Raw genomic sequence first — 18,676 nt, forward strand, 5'->3', positions numbered from 1 at the left:
CAACCGCCGCTCTAGCCAGACACCACGAAGCACCCACCAGGAGGAACAATGCCCGAACGCATCGCCACCATCGCCAGCCGCTCCGGCCTGCACGCGCGCCCCGCCGCGCTGTTTGCTGAAGCCGCGGGGGACGTGGGAGTTGAGGTCACCATTGCCATGCAGGGCGACCCGGAGGACGACGCACTGGACGCTTCGAGCATCCTGTCGCTGATGACCCTGGGCGCCGCCAAGGGCGATGTTGTGGTGCTCCGGGCTGAAGGTGACGGCGCCGACGCGGCATTGGATTCGCTGGTCAAGCTCCTGGAAACGGACCTCGACGCCGAATAGGGCACGACGCCGGGAGCGCACCTCACGTGGTGGCGTTCAGGCGGTGACGCCGAAGCCGTCCACGGGCCGGGCCCAGTCGGTGATCGCAGCGGCCGCCGGCCCCGGGGCGGTGTGCTGGAAAACGTGGCCGCGTCCGGGGATCTCGGCCAGGCTGCCCTGGGGAGCCTGGGCAGCCAGCCGCTGGCACCAGGCGCGGCCGGCCACCGGGTCCTTGCTGCCGCGCAGCACAAGCAGCGGCTGGCTGACTCTCCGGATCCTGGCCTCAAGGGGATACTGCATCATCACGGGCAGCTCGGTGAGGTACCAGCGTGGGCCGGCCCGAAAATAATCCGATAGGACAATGGCATTCGCGGACGGGCTCTCGCTGAACATGGCGTCGCGGGTCAATGCCAGCGCCTGCCGCGCCACCGACTTCCGGCGGGGGTCCACCACCGGGCCCATCAGCACCACGCCGGCAACGAGTTCCGGCTCCTGCAGGGCGAGTTCAACGGCATGCTGGGTTCCCATGGAATGCCCGATCACCACGCAGGACGTCACGCCGGCTTCCGCGAGCGCCGCCCGCACAAACGCCGCGTACTCACCCACCGGTACCTGGCGCCGAGGCTTGGGCGCGTCACCAAAACCTGGGAGGTCAAAGGAGTAGACGTCTGCTGCCAGGGCCAGCTCCCGGTGCAGCCGCGCAAAGTAGCGGTGGGAGACGCCGATCCCGTGCAGCAGGACATACGTCTGTCGCTGAACCTCGCCTCCTGGCGCCACGGAGCGGTACAGCCGGCCCGCCAGCCCGCCGGATTCAATGTCCTCGCCATCACTGAGCTTCACCCCGCGAGCATACCGCCGTCGCCCGCAGGTACCGGGTTAGGCTGTGCCCATGGCATTGATAGCTCCGAAAATGACGGCTGCGCTTCCACCCAAAGATGCAGGGAAACTCCAACGGGCCCTGGCGGGCGGCAATGACATTACGGTTTTTGTGGACGGCACCGTCCACCGGCTGACGCCCCAGGCGAGGGATGCGGTGGTGGACCTGCTCGCTCGGCTGAGCCGCGGCGAAGCGGTGACCGTCAGCAGTGTGGAGGAAATGCTCACCACGTCCCAGGCGGCCGAACTCGCCGGGATTTCCCACACGTACCTGCGCAACATGACCGATCGCGGTGAGATTCCGGTGGAATACCGCGGCACGCACCGCCGGATCAGGCTGGCGGCCATCATGGCCTGGCTGGACCGGCAGAAGAAGCTTGATCAGCAAGAGAAGCCAGCGCCGGCCTAGCCCCCGGGTGGGCTGGCTCCGGCGCGTCTGGGTCCGGGGTGCGCTAGATCCTGGCCCGTTAGATCCGCGGGCGCCCCGCCCAGCGCCGCATCTTGAGTGCCGCATGGAGCTCCAGCCGGGGCATCCCCTTCAGCGGGTCAACGCCCAGGAGTTGCCGGATGCGGCCCAGCCGGTTGTAGATGCTGCTGCGGTGCAGGTGGAGTTTGGTGGCCACGTCCTGGACTGAGCCGTCGTTGTCATAGATGAGCTCAAGTACTGGGAGAAGCTCATCGTTGCGGTCGTGGTCCTCCAGCATCCGTACATAAACGGACCCGGAGTCAGCCCAGGCGCCAGCTCCCCCGCCCGCCGATGCCAGCAGTTGGTAGACCCCGGTGGCCCGGCAGTCCACCAGTTCGCCCAGCTGGGGGTCCACCGCCGCCGCCTGTGCCGCCTGCCTGGACTGCCTGTAAGCCTCGGCAAGCTCGCGTGGCTTCGCAAATCCCTCGCTGATGCCCAGGATGATGCGGTGCACGGGCCGGCCCGAGCGTTTGGCCAGCTCCAGCTGGTAGTGGACCAGTACCTGGGCATGGTTGGCCCGGCCCACCGACTCCCGGAACAGCACCACCGAATGGGTTTCCGTGCCTGCACTGAACAGCGCCACATCCACTCCCACCGTGGCCTGCAGGGCGGCTGACCGGTGGATCAGCGTGGAGGCGATGGGGTCCGGGCCGCCGGCCCAGCCATCGGCGTCGAGCACTGTGACCATCTGCCACGGCCCCTTGCCTTGGATTTCCTTCCAGCCCGCCACGGCGGCCACCGCGTTGGCCTCGCCGGAACAGGCGGCCAGGAACTCGCGTTCGCGGCCCCGCCGGAACTCGGACTCGGCGGTGTTGGAATCCAGCAGCAGGCCGGAAAGCAGCTCGATCTCCGGGGTGACGTCCGGCAACTGGGCGAGGATCGCCGTCGGATTTTCCTCTGCAGAGTCCTGCTGCACCCAGAGGTAGCCGACGCGGAAACCGCGCACCATCAAGGGGACACACACCCGGCCCAGCATCCCAAGCTCCTGGTTGGCGGGAATCGCTACCGGGCGGACCGCCGTGGCGATGCCGTGGGAAAGCTGCCAGGTGCTGACATCGGCCGGGACCCGCTTGCTCAACAGGAAGTTCACCCGGACCCGGTCCGCATGGGACTGGTTGGAGCTGTAGGCGAGCAGCAGGCCGTCCAGGTCCTCCAGCGACAGCCCCCGCCCAAGCTTCTGCGCCACCTGCTCCACCAGTTGTTCCACGTCCTGCTGCATGGGGTAACACTACTGCTCCGGCAGGCATCCGGGCGAACGAACAGCAGGCGACACCTGATGCCCTCACGCTGAACATTTGTCGATCCATGAAACCAAAAATTCCCGGAATGACGCGGAGTTTGCAAGCCCCGGAGCTTGCTTTCCTGTCAGCTGGGTCACAACCGGATCTATTCTGGAAGCACAACTTCCCCCGCAATTTCGGGCCTACGCGGCCTGAGAATATGGAGCCACAAATGATCATCGGTGTCCCCAAAGAGATCAAGAACAACGAATTCCGCGTCGCCATCACCGCTGCTGGCGTTAACGAGTTCCGCACCCACGGCCACACAGTCCTGGTGGAACGCGGCGCAGGCCTGGGCTCAGGGATCACGGACGAGGAATACGCGATCGCCGGCGCCGAAATCGTCGCCGAGGCCGATGACGTCTGGGCCCGGGCCGACATGGTCATGAAGGTGAAGGAACCCATCACGGCCGAGTACCACCGCTTCCACAAGGGCCTGATCCTCTTCACCTACCTCCACCTCGCCGCCGAACCGGAACTCACCCAGGAACTCATCAACTCCGGCGTCACCGCCATCGCCTACGAGACCGTGCAGGAAGGCCGCACCCTGCCGCTGCTGGCCCCCATGTCCGAGGTTGCCGGCCGCCTGTCCGTGCAGGTAGGCGCCACGTCCCTGATGGCACCTGCCGGCGGCAAGGGCGTCCTGCTGGGTGGCGTTCCGGGTGTCCGCCCGGCGAAGGTGGTTGTCCTTGGCGCCGGCGTCGCTGGCACCAACGCCGCCGCGATGGCCCTGGGCCTGGGCGCCGACGTCACCATCCTGGACATCAACATCAACCGTCTCCGCGAACTCGACGCCCAGTACCAGGGCCGGCTGAAGACCGTGGCCTCCAACAAGTACGAGATCGAAAAGTCAGTGGTGGACGCAGACCTGGTAATCGGCTCCGTCCTGATCCCCGGTGCGAAGGCCCCCAAGCTGGTCAGCAACGAACTCGTGGCCCGCATGAAGCCCGGCTCCGTGCTGGTGGACATCGCCGTGGACCAGGGCGGCTGCTTCGAAGACACGCGCCCCACTACGCACCAGGAACCGACGTACAAGGTCCACAACACGATCTTCTACTGCGTGGCCAACATGCCGGGCGCCGTACCCAACACGTCCACCTACGCGCTGACCAACGTCACCCTGCGCTACGCCGTGGCCCTGGCCAACCTCGGCGTCAAGGCAGCCTTCGAGAAGGATTCGGCCCTCGCCGCCGGCCTCAACATCGCCGCCGGACACGTAGCGCACCACTCCGTCTCCGAGGCACACAACCTGCCCCTCGTGGCGGACTGGCACGAACTGGTCTCCGCTTAGGCCTCTTGGTTGCCGTCTGAACGGCAGACATCCAACGCGTGCTGGCTCCTTCGTCGCCTTTGACGCACGCTTTCTGGATGGCTGCCGTTCCGACGTTAAGCCCCGTTCTGCGCCAAGGCCAGTTCGCGTGCCTTTTCTATTACTTTGAGGACCTCGACGGCGTCTGCCGGGTCTACCGGGAGCGGTAGTGCGGATGTGGCGCCGCCGTCGTCGATATTGGCTGCCAGCAGCCGGTAGAACTCGGGGTAGGCGCCTCGTTCCGTGGGCAGTAGATCGAGGTGGCCGTCGCGGCCCAGGCTTCCTGCCCATTCCGGTGCCTCAACGCCGTATTCCGCGTCCAGCGGGCCGCCGCCGGCAACAATGAACGGCTCCTGCGGGTCGATCCCGTGCTTGGTGAACGCGCCCGTGGATCCGAGGATGCGGAACCGCGGGCCCTGCTGGGCGCACAGCAGGTTCATGCTTAGGTGGCTGGTCGCCCCGGACTCGTGGTTGAGTACCAGGAAGACGTCATCGTCGGCCTTCTCGTCGGGACGCCGGACCCGGAGTTCTGCATGGATGACGGTGGCTGGACCGAAAAGCAAAAGCGCCTGGTCGATGAGGTGCGTGCCGAGGTCGAAGAGCGCACCGCCGCCGTCAGCCGCCGTAGCGCTGGCCTTCCAGGCTTTGGAGATCCCTGGCGTCCAGCGCTCAAAGCTGGACTCAAAGCGGGTCACAGCGCCCAAGGCTTCCTCGGCCAGCAACTTCCGGACCGTAAGGAAATCGCCGTCCCAGCGCCGGTTCTGGAAGACCGTGAGCACCCGTCCCAGCCGCTCCGCGAGGGCGATCAGTTCCTGCCCCTCGGCTGACCGGACCACAAAGGGCTTGTCCACCACAACATCGAGCCCAGCCTCCAGGGCTGCCTTCGCCAGCGGAAAGTGCGTGGCCGGCGGGGTCCCCAGCACCACAAGGTCAAGGTCACCGGCGAGCGCAAGCACAGCATCGCCGTCGGGCACTGTTTTGACGCCTTGGTACCGCTGCGTCGCAGCAACCTGCCGGCCGGCGTCGGACGTGGCGATGACGTCCAGCGAGTAGCGGAGGTCCGCCGCGATGAGCGGCGCATGGAAAACGCTGCCGGACAGGCCATAACCGACGACGGCGGTCCGGATACGGCGTTCGGGTTCAGTCCACGTCATAGGGAAAACGGTACCCTTACGCTCTCTCACCTCCTGTATGTTTCACGCGAACGCTCTCTCACTTCCTGACCGGGAGTGAGAGAGCGTTGCGGAAAAACCTGCAGGATGTGAGAGAGCGTCCCGGGGGTATTACTTCTTGATCCAGCCCAGGGTGGACCAGTCCGGAACCTGGGAGAGGCTCTGGAACAGGGACGGGCCGTAGTTGGCCAGGCCGGTGCGGACGAAGGAGATCTGCGGGCCGTTCATCACAACACCCAGGGAGAAGTACTTGGCCATGTGCTCCTTTTCAACGTCCATGGCTGCCTTGTTGCGCTCGGCGTTGTCCTCGATGGAGGCGAGACCGGCGATTTTCTTGTCCAGCTCGGCGTCGCCCAGGCCGTTTTCGTTGGTCTTGGAGTCGTAGTACTGCTTGACGGCGTCGGTGGCATCCGGGCCGACGGTGTAGCCGGAGACGCTCATGTCGAAGTCGCGGCCGCCGATGACCTTGCCGAAGTCGGCAGAGGCGCGCTGGTCGATGCCAACATCCATGCCGCCGGCCTGGAGCTGCTTCTGCAGCGTCTGGGTGAAGGCAAGGGTGGTGGGGTCGTCACCGAAGTTGCTGATCTTGAAGGCGGCGGGCTTGCCGTCCTTCTCCATGATTCCGGCGGCGTTGGGCGCGTAGCCGGCGTCGGTCAGAACCTTCTTGGCAACGTCCGCGCCGGTTTCCTTCACCGGGTAGTTGTCCTGGTAGTAGTCCGAGAACGGCAGGACCATCATGGAGCCGGAGCTGGGCTCTTCCCAGTTCAGGCCATTGAAGCGGACCTTGCGGAGGGCTTCGCGGTCAACTGCGGCGAAGATGGCCTCGCGGACGGCGACGTCGGTGATCTTCTGGGCGTTGATGTTCATGCCACCGGCGAAGAGGCGCTGGCCACGGCGGACCTCGGAGTCTTTGGTGCCCTCAAGCTGCTTGTAAAGGGCGATGGTGTTGGCGGACATGGCGTCGATCTCGCCGTTCTTGAAGGCAGCGATCTGTGCGCTGGTTTCCAGCTGGCGGAAGACGACGCTTTCCAGGACGGGCTTGGTGCCCCACCACTTGTCGTTGGGAACCAGCGTCACCGTCTTGGCTGCGGTGTCGTACCGATCCAGCTTGAACGGTCCGGCCATCCACTCGGGGTGCATTTCGCCGTTGAAGCCTTCGTTGAAGAGTTCAGGCGTGTTCACGGCCGGGTGGATCAGGCCGAAGAAGAGCGCATCCAGCGGGTAAACCGGCTGGGTGGTCTTGACGATGACTTCCTTGTCACTGCTGCCGGCCTCAACCGACTCAACGAACTCGTAGGCTCCGGAGCTCACGATGTCGTAGCCGGCATCCGGGCTCTTCAGGATGTTCCAGGTGTTCTTGAAGGCCTTGACGTCGATCGGCGTGCCGTCGTTGTAGGTGGCCTTCGGGTTGACCTTGATGGTGACGGTCTGCTTGCCGTCCACCACCTTGCTCTCCACGGACTCGCAGAAGTCCTTGTTCGGAGTTGCCTTGCCGACAAAATCGATCTTCCAGCAGCCGCCGATGCCGCCGCTGTTCACAGCCACCGGGTTCATGGGGATCTGCAGGGCGGAGTTGTCCGCACTGTTGCCGTTGTTGGAGAACCCGTTGAAGTCCGGCCCGATGTTGCCAAGCGGCAGCGTGACCTTTCCGCCGGGCTCAAGATCCGCGGCCGGCTTCTCGTTGATGCTGATGAGCTTGGCGAGGTCGCTGCCCGTCCCCTGCCCCTTAGCGGTTTCCGGTCCGGTGGGTGTTCCTCCACCTCCGCAGGCCGTCAGCGTCAGGGCTGCGGCAATGGCCGCTGCGCCGCCGATCTTGGTCAGATTCCTCATGGTTTTCCCTTCATAGGTGCGGGTGATGCTTGTGATGGGTCGAAAAAATCTAGGGTGCATAGGGTTCCACCGTTTCGTGGACCACCAGCATGTGCTCGTCCAGCTCGCCGTCGGGGAAGAAGCAGGCGAACTGCTGGTCCGGCGCGGGCACCGGACCAGCCTCCAAAACCTGCACCGCGGACGAAGGCTGCACGGCTTCCAGCGGCGGCTCCAGGGTCAGGCACTGCTCCTGCTTCGCTGCGGGAAGCGCCGCGAACACGGGGCAGCGTGTGGCGAAGTTGCAGCCCTTCGGGGCATCCAACGGGGACGGCAGGTCCCCTTGGAGGATGATCCGCTCCCGTGTGCGCTCTAACTGCGGGTCCGGGACCGGGATCGCGGACAGCAGGGCGCGCGTATACGGGTGGCGGGGGTTGTCGAAAACCCGGTCAACCTCACCGATTTCCACGATCTTCCCCAGGTACATCACCGCCACCCGGTTGGAGATGTGGCGGACCACGGAGAGATCATGGGCCACCATCAGGTAGCTGAGGCCCAGCTCAGCGCGGAGCTTGTCCAAGAGGTTGATGACGCCGGCCTGGACCGAGACATCCAGCGCGGATACTGGCTCGTCCAGGACCACCAGTTTGGGGTTCACGGCCAGGGCCCGGGCGATGCCGACGCGCTGCCGCTGGCCGCCGGAGAACTGATTGGGGAACCGGTTGACGTGGTCCGGTTGCAGGCCCACCAGTTTCATCAGTTCCATGATGCGTTTTTTGATGTCCGGCTTGCTGAGTCCGGCGTTCTGGAGCGGTTCGGCCAGGACCTCGTAGACGGTGAAACGGGGATCAAGGGCGCCGGTGGGATCCTGGAAGACCATCTGCATTTCCCGGCGCATGGCGCTTTTGGTCTTGGCGTCGGCGGCTTGCTTGTTGCTGATGCCGCCGATGATCACCTCGCCGTCCTGGTCCTTATGGAACTCCATGATTTCCAGCAGGGTGGTGGTTTTGCCCGACCCGGACTCCCCCACAATGGAGAAGCACTCGCCTTCGCGGATGTCGAAGCTCAGGCCGTCCACGGCCTTCACGGTGCCGATGCGCCGCTTGAGCAGGGCGCCCTTGGTCAGCGGAAAGTGCTTACGGACATCCTTGAGTTCCAGCACGGTTGAGCGTTCCCCGCGGGGGATGAGGTCAAAGCTGGAGGCCGGGACCGGCGGGGCGGAAAAGATCTCGTGGACATCCACGTCCGCGCCGAGGGAGCCGGATTTGATGCAGGCCGCCTGGTGGTAACCGCTGCCCGGAACCGGGTCCAAGGAAGGCTCGCCGTCCAGGCAGGCATCGGTCACCAGCGGGCACCGCGGCGCGAAGGAGCAGCCGGTGGGGGTGTGGAGGAGGTTTGGCGGAATGCCGTCGATGGGGACCAGCGAGGATTTCTCCGCGACGTCCACGCGTGGCACTGCCCCGAGCAGGCCCATCGTGTAGGGCATCCGGGGATCGTAGTAGATGTCATCCACGCTGCCGGTTTCCACCGGCTTACCGGCGTACATCACCATGATGTCGTCGGCGATGCCCGCCACCACGCCCAGATCGTGCGTGATCATCACGACGGCGGCGCCCGTTTCCTCCTGCGCCGTATGCAGCACCTCAAGCACCTGGGCCTGGATGGTGACGTCCAGGGCCGTCGTCGGCTCATCCGCGATCAGTACGCGCGGGTTGTTGGCGATGGCGATGGCGATCATCACGCGCTGGCGCATGCCGCCGGAGAACTCGTGCGGAAAGGCCCTGAGCCTGTTCCTGGGGCTGGGAATGCCCACCATCGCCAGGAGTTCGACGGCGCGGGTTTCCTTCGCCGCGTTGCTCATGCCCGGGTTGTGGATGGTGAGGGCCTCGGTGATCTGGGTGCCCACCGTGTACACCGGGGTGAGGGAGGACAGCGGGTCCTGGAACACCATGGCGATGTCGTTGCCGCGGTAGGCACACATGGCTTTGTCGCTCAGGCCCAGCAGTTCCTTGCCCTTGAGCCTGACGGAACCGGAGATCTCGGCCGTGGCAGGCAGCAGGCCCATGATGGCCAGCGATGTCACCGACTTGCCGGACCCGGACTCTCCAACAATTCCCAAGGTTTTTCCGGGCATCAGGTCGAAGTTGACGCCCCGGACGGCATGGACGGCTCCGTTTTCGGAGTTGAAGCTGACGTTCAGGTCCCGGACGGACAGGACAGCGTCCGACGGCGAGTGGAGACCGGCGATGTGGAGCCGCTCGGCCGCTGCGGGGGCCGGGTCCGCCGGCTCAACGAAGGTGCTCATTTGCTCTTCCTTCCTGCACTGGTCTTTTTGGCACGGCCAACCGAACTGGAGCTCGGGTCAAAGGCGTCACGCAGGCCATCGTTCATCATGGCCAGGGACCCCGTGAGCAGGAACATCACGGTGAGCGGGACCCAGAACATCCACGGGAACGTCTGGACCTGGGACGTGGCGCCGCCAATCAGCACGCCGAGGCTCACATCCGGCACCTTGATGCCGATGCCGATGAAGGAGAAAGCCACTTCGGCCAGGATGGCCCCGGTGACGCCGCGGGTGATGTCCAGGACCAGCAGCGACCCGATGTTGGGGACCAGGTGCCGCCACACGATGCGCCGCGGCGGGACGCCCATGTACTGGGCCGCCTTGACGAAGTCCCGCTGCATCAGCGACATGGACATCGAGCGGATAAGCCGCGCGGTCCCCATCCAGCTGAACACCAGGAGCACGATGATCAGCAGGAGCCAGCTGGGGAGGTTCTTCTTCAGGCCGTCCCCTCCGCCGCTGGTGGCCACCGCCACCACCAGCAGGGCCGGCATCATGATGAGCGCCTCCAGGACGAAGAGCATCACCTTGTCCACTTTTCCCCCGAAGTAGGCCATGGTGCAGCCGTAGACCGCGGCGACCAGGACGGACACGAGGCCCACAATCAGGCCGATCAGGATGGAGATCCGGGTGCCTTCGACAGTCATGGCGTAGAGGTCGATGCCGGCCTGCGACGTACCGAGGAAGTGGTCACCGGAAGGCGGCATGCCGATGTTGAAGGGGTCGAGGGTCTCCTTGTCCCAAGGCGTAAAGAACCCGCCGACGAAGGAGAAGAGGGTCAGGCCAACGAAGATCGCCAGCCCTGCGACGGCCGTCTTGTTCCGCATAAAACGGCGGAAAATGATGGTGGACTTGGCGATCACCACATCGGCGCCTTCGAGGTGCGCTTCCTGCGCGACCGCTGCCGGATCAATGGCGTTGAGGTTGGTCATGGCTACTGCACCCTCACTCTCGGGTCCACAAGCGTGGTGGCGAAGTCAGCGAGGATGGCGCCGAGGGCGAAGATGACCGAGCCGTAGGCGAGGGTGGCCGTGGCCGCATTGACGTCCTGCAGCGAGATGGCGTCAATGCTCCAGGAGCCCACTCCGGGCCAGGCGAAGATCTTCTCGGCAAAGAAGCCGCCGGCGAAGATGGCCGGGATGGTGAACGCGATGCTTTGGGCCACCGGAATGAAGGAAACCCTGAGGGCGTGCCGGGTGATGGCCTGGTTCCGCGTCAGCCCCTTGGCGCGTGCCGTCCGGACGAAGTCCGCATTGACGTTATCCAGCAGGTACTGGCGCTGCGCGATCTGGTACGAACCCCAGCCGACAAGGGTGATGGCGATCGTTGGAACTGCATAGTGGGCCACCATGTCCACAAACTGCGCCCACCCGGGTTGCATGCCCGGCGTGGAGATGCCTGTCACGAAGAAGATGCGCTTCCCGACGGTCTCGTTGATGTTGATGGCACCGAGCTGCACCAGGAAGTAGGCAATGGGGGCGGGCACGATGTACGCGAGGTAGCTGTAGGAGGTGATCACCCGGTCCTGAAACTTGTACTGCCGCGCCGCCGAGTAGACCCCGAGGGCGACGCCGATGACGAGGGTCAGGACGATGGCTGCGAGGAAGAGCCGGGTGGAGATCCAGACGCGGTCCCCGAATTCAGCGTTGATGAAGGCGCCGTTGGGGCTGCGTCCCCAGTCCCAGCGGGTCACGATCCCGGTGAGCCACTCAACGTAGCGCTCCCACGGGCTGAGGTCCGGGTCCAGGCCCTTCAGGCGCATGGAATTGGCGACCTGCTCGGGTGTGGGCCGGGGAATCCGTTCCTGTTCGAGGAGCGCCGGCTTGAGCGAACTGACCGCCAGGAAATAGCCGGCAGACGTGGTCAGGAAAATCATAAAGACGTAGGTGATGCCGCGCTTGGCGAGGTACCTGATCATGTGGCAGCTACTTCAGGATCTTTGCCACCAGGACTATGGACGAACACTCCAAGGGATCACCCTGGGCTGGCAACGGTTGTCCTGCCTTCACTACATCCACGTTCCAGATCCTTCCGATTTCCCCGGCCAGCAACGGGTCTCGCCGCCACCGGGTTTTCACCAGCGCGTAGCCGGTCTCCCGCGACCAGCGCAGAATAGGTCCGGGTGGACTATGTTGCGGGTCACATTCCAGAGGAAACTACCACAGAGTAGCGTCCGAAATGCGGCCACCTGAGCGGAATCCGTGCGCTCCGTATCAGATTGTTATGAATAATTCTGTGGAATTGATTTGACTGGACGACTCGAGTGATTTAGGCGTACTCTACCGCCCGCGGACCACACGCGTGACAAGCTCCCGCCAGGATTCAGTCAGTCGCTCGGGCGCCAGGCCCTGGACGCGGACGGCGTGCAGAAGCCGGTCTGGATCCAGCGTTGCGGTCAGGGACATGGCCATCAGCAACGGGTCCGCGTCCATGCCTTCTTCACGGAGGAGGTGCTCGACATGGCGTTGCCACAGCATGACTGCCGGGACCTCGTAGCGGCTGTGGGCCGAAGACTCAGCAGCTCTCGCCAGGTCCCCATGCTCCATGACGTAGGCGATCCGCTCCGCACCGAAGGCGATCAGCCGCTCCAGGCCCGGGGCGCCTGGCCCCAAGGGCGGCGGGCCGAACATAAAGCGCGCCTGGAACGCGGCCTCGGAATCGCTCAGCAAGGTCATCATCAGCCCCGCGCGGCTCCCGAACCGGCGGAAGACGGTGCCCTTGCCCACGCCGGCCCGCTCGGCCAGCCTGTCCATGGTTAGGGCGTCCGCCCCACACTCGGCAATCAGCTCCCGCGCCGCGCCCAACAGCCGCGCACGGTTCCGCGCAGCGTCACTGCGCTCAGCGGGCGGACCGGCGAGCGAACCGGGCAGCAGCGGGATAAAGCTCACAGTCCATATCCTAGCCTCGGGAATAATAATCGGACTACAGTCCGCTTAGTCGATGAAGGCACCAAGCCTCCACCCTTCCACCGGCCAGCGGCCCCGTCCGCAGCCCGACCCCCAGGAGTCCGTATGTCGAAGAGCACCGTCCTTACCCTTGTTGGCAGCCTCCGCGCCGAATCCACCAACCAGAAGCTCGCCGAAGCCATCCAGCTGAACGCTCCCGAGCAGGTTGACGTGGTCATCCACGAAAGCCTGGGCAACATCCCGTTCTACAACGAGGACATCGACGTCGAGGGCAAGGTTCCCGCCGCTGCCGCCGCCCTCCGCGCCGCCGCCAATGAAGCAGACACCCTCCTCCTGGTGACCCCGGAGCACAACGGCACGGTGCCCGCATCGCTGAAGAACGCCATCGACTGGCTGTCCCGCCCCTTCGGCGCCGGCGCCCTCTCCGGCAAGCCCACCGCCGTCGTCGGAACCGCCTTTGGCCAGTTCGGTGGCGTCTGGGCGCAGGACGAAGCCCGCAAGGCAGTGGGCATTGCCGGCGCCCAGGTGCTCGAGGACGTCAAGCTCGCCGTCCCCGGCTCCATGGTCCGCTTTGCCGAGCTGCACCCGAAGGACGACGCTGAGGTTGTGGAGCAGATCAAGGGCGTCTTCGACGCACTCGCCGCCGCCCAGCCGGCAGCATAAGGCCGCCGCAGACAGCAGGCTCGAGCTACCAATGCCCCGGGCACCGAAAGGTGTCCGGGGCATTGGTTATCTCGCCGAGAGCAGAAACGGACGCAGCCACCGCGCGCGTGATCAAGTCTTATTCCAACCGGTACCGCGCGGGCATGTTCAGGGTTGAGGGACCGCCGTAACGTTTAATGCACGGAAGGCATTGGGCACGGGAACGCGGTGCGGACATGGCAGGCAGGCGGAGCGCCGGAAAGCTGATGGCGACGGCGGCAGCACTCTCGCTTCCGCTGTGGCTGGGAGGCTGCGCTCCCGCTTCGAACCCGCCTGCCGGCAGCAGCGGTCCGGCCGGTGCAACCACCATTGAACACTCTGACCGCGCCCAGGCGCCCCTGGTCCCGGTTCCCCAGCCGCAAGCGCCGCCGCCGGCCACCGCTGCGCCCCCAGAAGCCACCGGCGCGTCCGCCGCTTCGCCGCCCGAGCCTTCAGGCCAAGCGTCCGGCGGGGTGCCGGGAAGGCCGGGGGGAATCCCGGGCGCCGGTCCAGCGTCCGGGCCTGCAGCGTCCGGTCCGGCCTCGCCCGGGACTGCCGCGCCCGGCGGAGCGGCACCCGGTACAGCTACGGCCGCCGCGGGAAGCCCATCGCCGGCCCCGGAGCCCTTGGCGCCGCCCCCGGCCGCGCCGGCTGCCGGCCAGTCCGCCGGATCCCAGACGGTGACTGCCTACTACGTCATGCTCGACGACGGCGGCGCCGGAGGTGTGCGCTTTGGCTGCAACGACAGCCTGGCAGGCGTCCGCCGCAACGTTGCCGGATCCGCGGAACCGTTGGCCAACGCCATGCGCGCCCTGCTGGACGGAGTCGCAGAACCGGCGCCCGGACTGTACAACTCCCTGTCCGGCTCAACCCTGACGTTCCTGTCCGGCACCTTCGACGGCACGGCCGTCACGGTCTACCTGTCCGGCTCGATCCGTCCGGCGGGGGTGTGCGACATCCCCCGCATCGAGGCCCAGTTGACCCAGACTGCCGTCGCCTCGGTGGGCGCCATCCGCGCCGAGGTCTACGTCAACGGTGTTGGGCTGGCCGAAGCACTGCGCCTCAAATAGCGCGATTGATCAACAGATGTTGCCTGATCGGCAACTGCCGGCTGTATCCTGAGCATGTGAGCCACGAAACACTTGATGCCGGCGCAGTGCAGCTACCGGCCGAAGCCATTGATGCCATCGAGCGCGCGGCCACGTCCGCCCACCGCGCCGCCCATCCCCATGAGGCGCTGTTTTCGGAGCGCGCAGCCAACATTAAGCAATCAGCAGTGCGGGACGTTTTTGACATCTCGATGCGCCCCGGGCTGGTGTCCCTTGCCGGGGGCAGCCCGTACCTGCAATCCCTTCCGCTTCAGCGGCTGGCCGCCACGGCTGCCAGCATCATCGCCGACGAAGGGCTCACCGCCCTGCAGTACGGCGGAGGGCAGGGCACGGAAGAACTGCGCACCCAGATCTGCGAGGTGATGGCGGCAGAGGGAATTCTGGACGCGATCCCGCAGAACGTGGTGATCACGGCAGGCTCCCAGTCCGCCCAGGATGTGGCCACCAAGGTCTTCTGCAACCCGGGGGACGTGGTGCTGGTGGAGAACCCCACCTATGTGGGCGCCCTCAATACGTTTGAGGCGTACCAGGTGGAGGTGGCCACCGTGGAAATGGATGACGACGGCCTGGTGCCTGAGCTTCTGGAGGCCAGGATCGCAGCGCTCCAGACAGCCGGGAAGAACATCAAGTTCCTCTACACCATCCCGAACTTCAACAACCCCTCCGGCATTACCCTGGCCCGGGAACGCCGTCAGCGTGTGGTTGATATATGCCGGAACGCGAATATTCTGGTGCTGGAAGACAACCCGTACGGGCTCCTACGGTTCGACGGTGAGCCGCTGGAACCGCTCCGCGCGGCCAACCCGGCGGATGTCATCTACATGGGGTCCTTCTCCAAGATCTTTGCCCCTGGTCTGCGAATCGGCTGGGCGCTGGTTCCGGAGCACCTCCAGCGGCGCTACTACCTGGCATCCGAATCTGTCACGCTCTGCCCGCCGACGCTGAACCAGATGCTGGTGTCCGCCTACCTCAGGGACTATGACTGGAAGGGCCAGATCGAGACCTACCGCGGACTTTACGCCGAACGATGCACGGCAATGCTCGCAGCCCTGGACGAGCATATGCCCGCCGGCACCAGGTGGACCAGCCCGGAGGGCGGCTTCTTCGTCTGGGTCACCCTGCCCGAAGGCGTGGATACCTATCCCCTGCTGCAGAAGGCGATCGATGCCGGCGTCGTCTTTATCCCCGGGGCTGCTTTCACCACGTCTGATGCGCCGTCCAATAAGCTGCGGCTCGCGTTCAGCGCGGTGCCGCCCGACGCTATCAAGGAAGGTGTCCGCCGTTTGGCCCCGGTACTGCGCGAAGCCCTTGCAGCGCTGTAACGTTGGCCGGACTGAGTGTGGCCACGATTGATACTGAACAAGGGGTACAAAGCATGAGCGGAATTATTGTTGTGGGGGTTGACGGCAGCGGCACCGCCAAGAAGGCCGCCGAATCGGCCCGGGATCTCGCCGCCGCCGTGGGCGCCTCGCTGCACGTCGTCTCAGCCTTCGACAGCGACCGCACCGAGATCTTCGGCTCGGGCAGCGACCAGTGGATCGTTTCCGACGCCGACGGTGCCGAACATGTTGCCAAGACAGTGGCCGAGGCGCTGGCCGGCTCGATCAAGGTCACGTATTCGGCCGCCCGTGGCAAGCCTGCCGACGCACTCATCAAGGAAGCCGAGCGCCTTGACGCCAAGATGATCGTGGTGGGCAACCGGCGGATGCGCGGCATCGGCCGGGTCCTGGGAAGCGTGGCCAACAGCGTTGCCCACAATGCCACGTGCGACGTCTACATCGCCAACACCTACGACGCCGACTAACTGACCACGCGACACCGTGCACCAGCCGCACCGCGACGGTGCATGGTGTCCGTTCTCACCCCTTAAGGCCGGTTTCAGCACCGGCCAGGCGATAAAATGGGAGTGCCCTCAACGGAGCGGACAACCACTCTCCACTCCAGCCAAAGGGGCCCCTTGATTACTCTTCAGCGCCGCCAACTTGTAGGCCATGACATCCTTCTGGCCCGCCACGGCAACCACATCTGCTCCATGCGGGTGGACCGCGGCAACGGCCGTGTCATTGCCCTGCTGGATGACGGCTCCGTGGACAGCGCACCCAACCTCATCACGCCGGGACTGCGCCTGCCGGAGACCTTGGAGAGCGTCCTGCGAGAGGACTGGAAATTCTTCGCGGCCGTCTCAGGCATTGCCCTGATCCTCGGTGGCCTGGTTTTCGCAACATTCGCCGCCTGGGCGGGCGCCCTGGGCGGGAATCCCGAGGTGGTCGAGATGATGACGGCATACTCCGCCTACGGTTACTGACATTTAGGCTTACCGGTAGAGGAGCCAGCCGCGCAGGAGCCACCACAGGCCGGCCATCACTAGCCCGCCAAACAGCGATCCGGCCACCACCTGCGCCAGCGTGTGTGCGCGGAGCACCACCCGCGACCACCCGACGGCTGGAATCAGCAGCACCAGTGGGAGCCACGCAGGTCCCAGCATCAGGACGGAAATAACTGCCGCCGACGACACCGCGGCAGCGTGGCCGCTGATCTTCCAGAAGGGGCTTACGGCGGCCAACACAATAATGCCGGCGACGATGGCCAGCACCATGACCAGCACGCTTCGCGGCGCACCGGTGGCTTGCAGCACCACCAGGCCTGCGATCACAGACCCTAGCACCATCAGCAGCACGGGCGCGCGCTGTTTGCGGTTGCTGACGTGGTGGTCAGTGACCCTGTCCAGCCTCACGAGCACGAGGAGCACGACCAGCGGCAGCACGCACACAAACAGCGCAGCCAAGGCTCCGTACCCGATGGTGCCGGGGAATCCGGGCTCGACCACAGGGCTGATTAGCAGCTGAAGCGTCACCACCACCGGCGGTTGGAACACCTCTGTCAGCCATCTGGCTGTCCGGTTCCTGGACCGAATGGCAGCTTGGTTCACGGTTTTGATGATCGTGGTCCCGGCGTCCTGGTCCCCGCCCTAGTCCAGGAGGAGCGCCGGCTCCTCAAGGATCGCGGCGACGTCGGCCATAAAGCGGGCGGACAGGTCCCCGTCCACCACCCGGTGGTCAAAGGAGCCGCCGAGTGTGGTGATCCAGCGCGGAATGACCTCTCCGTCCAGGACCCAGGGCTTCTGCTTGATGGTTCCAAAAGCCACAATTGCCACTTCGCCCGGGTTGATGATCGGCGTGCCGGTATCGATCCCCAGCGCACCGATGTTGGTGATGGTGAGCGTTCCGCCCTGCATTTCGGCGGGCTGTGTCTTGCCCGCCCGGGCTGTGGTTGCGAGGCTGTTCAGAGCCAGCGCCAATTCCTTGAGTGACAGGTCCTGCGCGTCCTTGATGTTCGGAACCATCAGCCCGCGCGGGGTGGCGGCGGCGATGCCCAGGTTCATGTAGTGCTTGACCTGGATCTCGGCGGCGTCGGTCCCGTCCACGTTGTCTACCCAGGTGGCGTTGACGCTGGGGTTCCGGGCTGCAGCCCAAATGACGGCCTTGGCCAGGATCAGGAGCGGCGAAACCTTGATTCCCTCGAAGTCGCGCGAAGCCTTCAGTCGCTTGACGAACTCCATGGTGCGGCTGGCATCAACATCAACAAAGATGCTCACGTGCGGGGCCGCGAACGCTGATTCCACCATGGCCTTGGCCGTCGCCTTGCGGACGCCCTTGACCGGAATCCGTTCAATCCGCTGGTCCTGCGGCTTGCCTGCTTTGCCCCAGAAGCCTTCGGCCTGATCCAGCTCTGCATCGCGCTGGGCCTGGTAGCTGACCAGGTCCTCGCGCGTGACTTCGCCGCGCGAGCCGGTGGCCACCACATCGGCGAGGTCAATCCCCAGATCCCGGGCGATCTTGCGGACGGGTGGCTTGGCCAGGACGCGGTTCACGAGGCCTGTGATCGTTCCGCCGAGGGTGGGCCGGTTATCGACGGCTTCGGTGATTGCCTGGGTCTCGACAGGCTCGACCACCAGAGCGATGACAGGCTCGCCCACCAGGACCGGGTCGGCGGGTGCCGCCTTCCGGGGACGGCGCTTGACGGCGTCGGCCTTAGGACCCGATCCCACCAGCGGACCGCCGGCCAGGGCACTGCCCGTGGTGCCGCCGTCGTCCGCGGGAAGCTTGCCGTACAACGGCTGGACCGGAGTGGCGGGGGCCGGGACATCGGCCGGCGTCGGGTCACCGGAGACGGCGTCAGAGACGCTGATGATGGCGGTCCCGACGTCGATGGTCACGCCCTCGGGAACCAGCAGCTCGGTGACGGTGCCGGCGAAGGGGGACGGCAGCTCAACGAGCGATTTGGCGGTCTCGATCTCGCACAGAACGTCGTTGATGGCAACGGTGTCCCCCGGCTTGACCTTCCAGGAGACGATTTCCGCCTCGGTGAGGCCTTCGCCCACGTCGGGCAGGTTGAACTTGTTCAGAGTCATGGTGTCCTCT

Annotated in this window: 18 protein-coding genes; 8 read left to right on the plus strand and 10 right to left on the minus strand. The window is 65.4% G+C overall.

Features of this window, described 5'->3' with window-relative positions; translation table 11 throughout:
• The first annotated feature begins 48 nt into the window (after positions 1–48).
• Positions 49–327, plus strand: coding sequence for an HPr family phosphocarrier protein (locus tag AC50YA_RS07495; protein WP_056341927.1), 279 nt, complete (start codon positions 49–51; stop codon positions 325–327).
• A gap of 36 nt (positions 328–363) precedes the next feature.
• Here AC50YA_RS07495 and AC50YA_RS07500 read toward each other — a convergent pair whose 3' ends face one another.
• Positions 364–1,146 carry an alpha/beta fold hydrolase gene (locus tag AC50YA_RS07500; protein WP_494981679.1) on the minus strand — a complete coding sequence of 261 codons (783 nt, stop codon included), beginning with the start codon at positions 1,144–1,146 and terminating at the stop codon, positions 364–366.
• Between the two features lie 49 nt (positions 1,147–1,195).
• Between AC50YA_RS07500 and AC50YA_RS07505 the strand changes: the two genes are divergently transcribed.
• Positions 1,196–1,591: a helix-turn-helix domain-containing protein gene (locus tag AC50YA_RS07505; RefSeq protein WP_494981680.1), complete on the plus strand. Its 396-nt coding sequence runs from the start codon at positions 1,196–1,198 to the stop codon at positions 1,589–1,591.
• Between the two features lie 58 nt (positions 1,592–1,649).
• On the opposite strand, the gene AC50YA_RS07510 is transcribed toward AC50YA_RS07505, so the two are convergent.
• Positions 1,650–2,867, minus strand: a complete 1,218-nt coding sequence (locus tag AC50YA_RS07510; protein ID WP_494981681.1) for a PucR family transcriptional regulator — start codon at positions 2,865–2,867, stop codon at positions 1,650–1,652.
• Positions 2,868–3,100: 233 nt separating this feature from the next.
• Between AC50YA_RS07510 and ald the strand changes: the two genes are divergently transcribed.
• Entirely contained in the window at positions 3,101–4,219 is a 1,119-nt protein-coding gene (ald, locus tag AC50YA_RS07515) for an alanine dehydrogenase (RefSeq protein WP_494981682.1), read from the plus strand.
• Between the two features lie 95 nt (positions 4,220–4,314).
• Here the strand turns inward: ald and AC50YA_RS07520 are convergent, their stop codons facing one another.
• The 6 genes from AC50YA_RS07520 to AC50YA_RS07545 form a co-directional block, all read right to left on the minus strand.
• Positions 4,315–5,391 (minus strand): Gfo/Idh/MocA family protein, encoded by a 1,077-nt coding sequence (locus tag AC50YA_RS07520; RefSeq protein WP_494981683.1) that lies wholly within the window; start codon positions 5,389–5,391, stop codon positions 4,315–4,317.
• A gap of 129 nt (positions 5,392–5,520) precedes the next feature.
• A complete protein-coding gene (locus tag AC50YA_RS07525) occupies positions 5,521–7,239 on the minus strand; it encodes an ABC transporter family substrate-binding protein (protein ID WP_494981684.1) in 1,719 nt (572 codons plus the stop codon).
• Positions 7,240–7,288: 49 nt separating this feature from the next.
• Positions 7,289–9,520, minus strand: a complete 2,232-nt coding sequence (locus AC50YA_RS07530; protein WP_494981685.1) for an ABC transporter ATP-binding protein — start codon at positions 9,518–9,520, stop codon at positions 7,289–7,291.
• On the minus strand, positions 9,517–10,491 hold the full coding sequence (locus tag AC50YA_RS07535; RefSeq protein ID WP_494981686.1) for an ABC transporter permease: 975 nt from the start codon (positions 10,489–10,491) through the stop codon (positions 9,517–9,519). Before AC50YA_RS07535 ends, AC50YA_RS07530 begins: the two co-directional genes overlap by 4 nt.
• 2 nt (positions 10,492–10,493) lie before the next feature.
• Positions 10,494–11,477: an ABC transporter permease gene (locus AC50YA_RS07540; protein WP_494981687.1), complete on the minus strand. Its 984-nt coding sequence runs from the start codon at positions 11,475–11,477 to the stop codon at positions 10,494–10,496.
• A gap of 361 nt (positions 11,478–11,838) precedes the next feature.
• Positions 11,839–12,447: a TetR/AcrR family transcriptional regulator gene (locus tag AC50YA_RS07545; protein ID WP_494981688.1), complete on the minus strand. Its 609-nt coding sequence runs from the start codon at positions 12,445–12,447 to the stop codon at positions 11,839–11,841.
• A gap of 123 nt (positions 12,448–12,570) precedes the next feature.
• Between AC50YA_RS07545 and AC50YA_RS07550 the strand changes: the two genes are divergently transcribed.
• From AC50YA_RS07550 to AC50YA_RS07570, 5 genes are all read left to right on the plus strand, one after another.
• Entirely contained in the window at positions 12,571–13,128 is a 558-nt protein-coding gene (locus AC50YA_RS07550) for an NAD(P)H-dependent oxidoreductase (protein ID WP_494981689.1), read from the plus strand.
• Positions 13,129–13,343: 215 nt separating this feature from the next.
• Positions 13,344–14,216 carry a GerMN domain-containing protein gene (locus tag AC50YA_RS07555; RefSeq protein WP_494981690.1) on the plus strand — a complete coding sequence of 291 codons (873 nt, stop codon included), beginning with the start codon at positions 13,344–13,346 and terminating at the stop codon, positions 14,214–14,216.
• Positions 14,217–14,272: 56 nt separating this feature from the next.
• The gene (locus AC50YA_RS07560; RefSeq protein WP_494981691.1) at positions 14,273–15,577 is read left to right on the plus strand and encodes an aminotransferase-like domain-containing protein; all 1,305 of its coding nucleotides are present in this window, start codon (positions 14,273–14,275) and stop codon (positions 15,575–15,577) included.
• Positions 15,578–15,630: 53 nt separating this feature from the next.
• Entirely contained in the window at positions 15,631–16,059 is a 429-nt protein-coding gene (locus AC50YA_RS07565) for a universal stress protein (protein ID WP_494981692.1), read from the plus strand.
• Between the two features lie 153 nt (positions 16,060–16,212).
• The gene (locus tag AC50YA_RS07570) at positions 16,213–16,560 is read left to right on the plus strand and encodes a hypothetical protein (protein WP_494981693.1); all 348 of its coding nucleotides are present in this window, start codon (positions 16,213–16,215) and stop codon (positions 16,558–16,560) included.
• A 9-nt stretch (positions 16,561–16,569) separates the two neighbouring features.
• On the opposite strand, the gene AC50YA_RS07575 is transcribed toward AC50YA_RS07570, so the two are convergent.
• Positions 16,570–17,184, minus strand: a complete 615-nt coding sequence (locus AC50YA_RS07575) for a phosphatase PAP2 family protein (RefSeq protein WP_494981694.1) — start codon at positions 17,182–17,184, stop codon at positions 16,570–16,572.
• Positions 17,185–17,223: 39 nt separating this feature from the next.
• Positions 17,224–18,666 (minus strand): dihydrolipoamide acetyltransferase family protein, encoded by a 1,443-nt coding sequence (locus tag AC50YA_RS07580; RefSeq protein WP_494981695.1) that lies wholly within the window; start codon positions 18,664–18,666, stop codon positions 17,224–17,226.
• Between the last annotated feature and the right edge of the window lie 10 nt (positions 18,667–18,676).

Source organism: Pseudarthrobacter sp. RHLT3-21 (assembly GCF_059383495.1).

Bases quoted from the DNA above. Each gene is read 5' to 3' on its own strand.
- AC50YA_RS07505 (WP_494981680.1), top strand. From the start codon at position 1,196: ATGGCATTGATAGCTCCGAAAATGACGGCTGCGCTTCCACCCAAAGAT.
- AC50YA_RS07535 (WP_494981686.1), bottom strand. From the start codon at position 10,491: ATGACCAACCTCAACGCCATTGATCCGGCAGCGGTCGCGCAGGAAGCG.
- AC50YA_RS07495 (WP_056341927.1), top strand. From the start codon at position 49: ATGCCCGAACGCATCGCCACCATCGCCAGCCGCTCCGGCCTGCACGCG.
- AC50YA_RS07520 (WP_494981683.1), bottom strand. From the start codon at position 5,391: ATGACGTGGACTGAACCCGAACGCCGTATCCGGACCGCCGTCGTCGGT.
- AC50YA_RS07530 (WP_494981685.1), bottom strand. From the start codon at position 9,520: ATGAGCACCTTCGTTGAGCCGGCGGACCCGGCCCCCGCAGCGGCCGAG.
- AC50YA_RS07580 (WP_494981695.1), bottom strand. From the start codon at position 18,666: ATGACTCTGAACAAGTTCAACCTGCCCGACGTGGGCGAAGGCCTCACC.
- AC50YA_RS07510 (WP_494981681.1), bottom strand. From the start codon at position 2,867: ATGCAGCAGGACGTGGAACAACTGGTGGAGCAGGTGGCGCAGAAGCTT.
- AC50YA_RS07525 (WP_494981684.1), bottom strand. From the start codon at position 7,239: ATGAGGAATCTGACCAAGATCGGCGGCGCAGCGGCCATTGCCGCAGCC.
- ald (WP_494981682.1), top strand. From the start codon at position 3,101: ATGATCATCGGTGTCCCCAAAGAGATCAAGAACAACGAATTCCGCGTC.
- AC50YA_RS07555 (WP_494981690.1), top strand. From the start codon at position 13,344: ATGGCAGGCAGGCGGAGCGCCGGAAAGCTGATGGCGACGGCGGCAGCA.
- AC50YA_RS07565 (WP_494981692.1), top strand. From the start codon at position 15,631: ATGAGCGGAATTATTGTTGTGGGGGTTGACGGCAGCGGCACCGCCAAG.
- AC50YA_RS07550 (WP_494981689.1), top strand. From the start codon at position 12,571: ATGTCGAAGAGCACCGTCCTTACCCTTGTTGGCAGCCTCCGCGCCGAA.
- AC50YA_RS07540 (WP_494981687.1), bottom strand. From the start codon at position 11,477: ATGATCAGGTACCTCGCCAAGCGCGGCATCACCTACGTCTTTATGATT.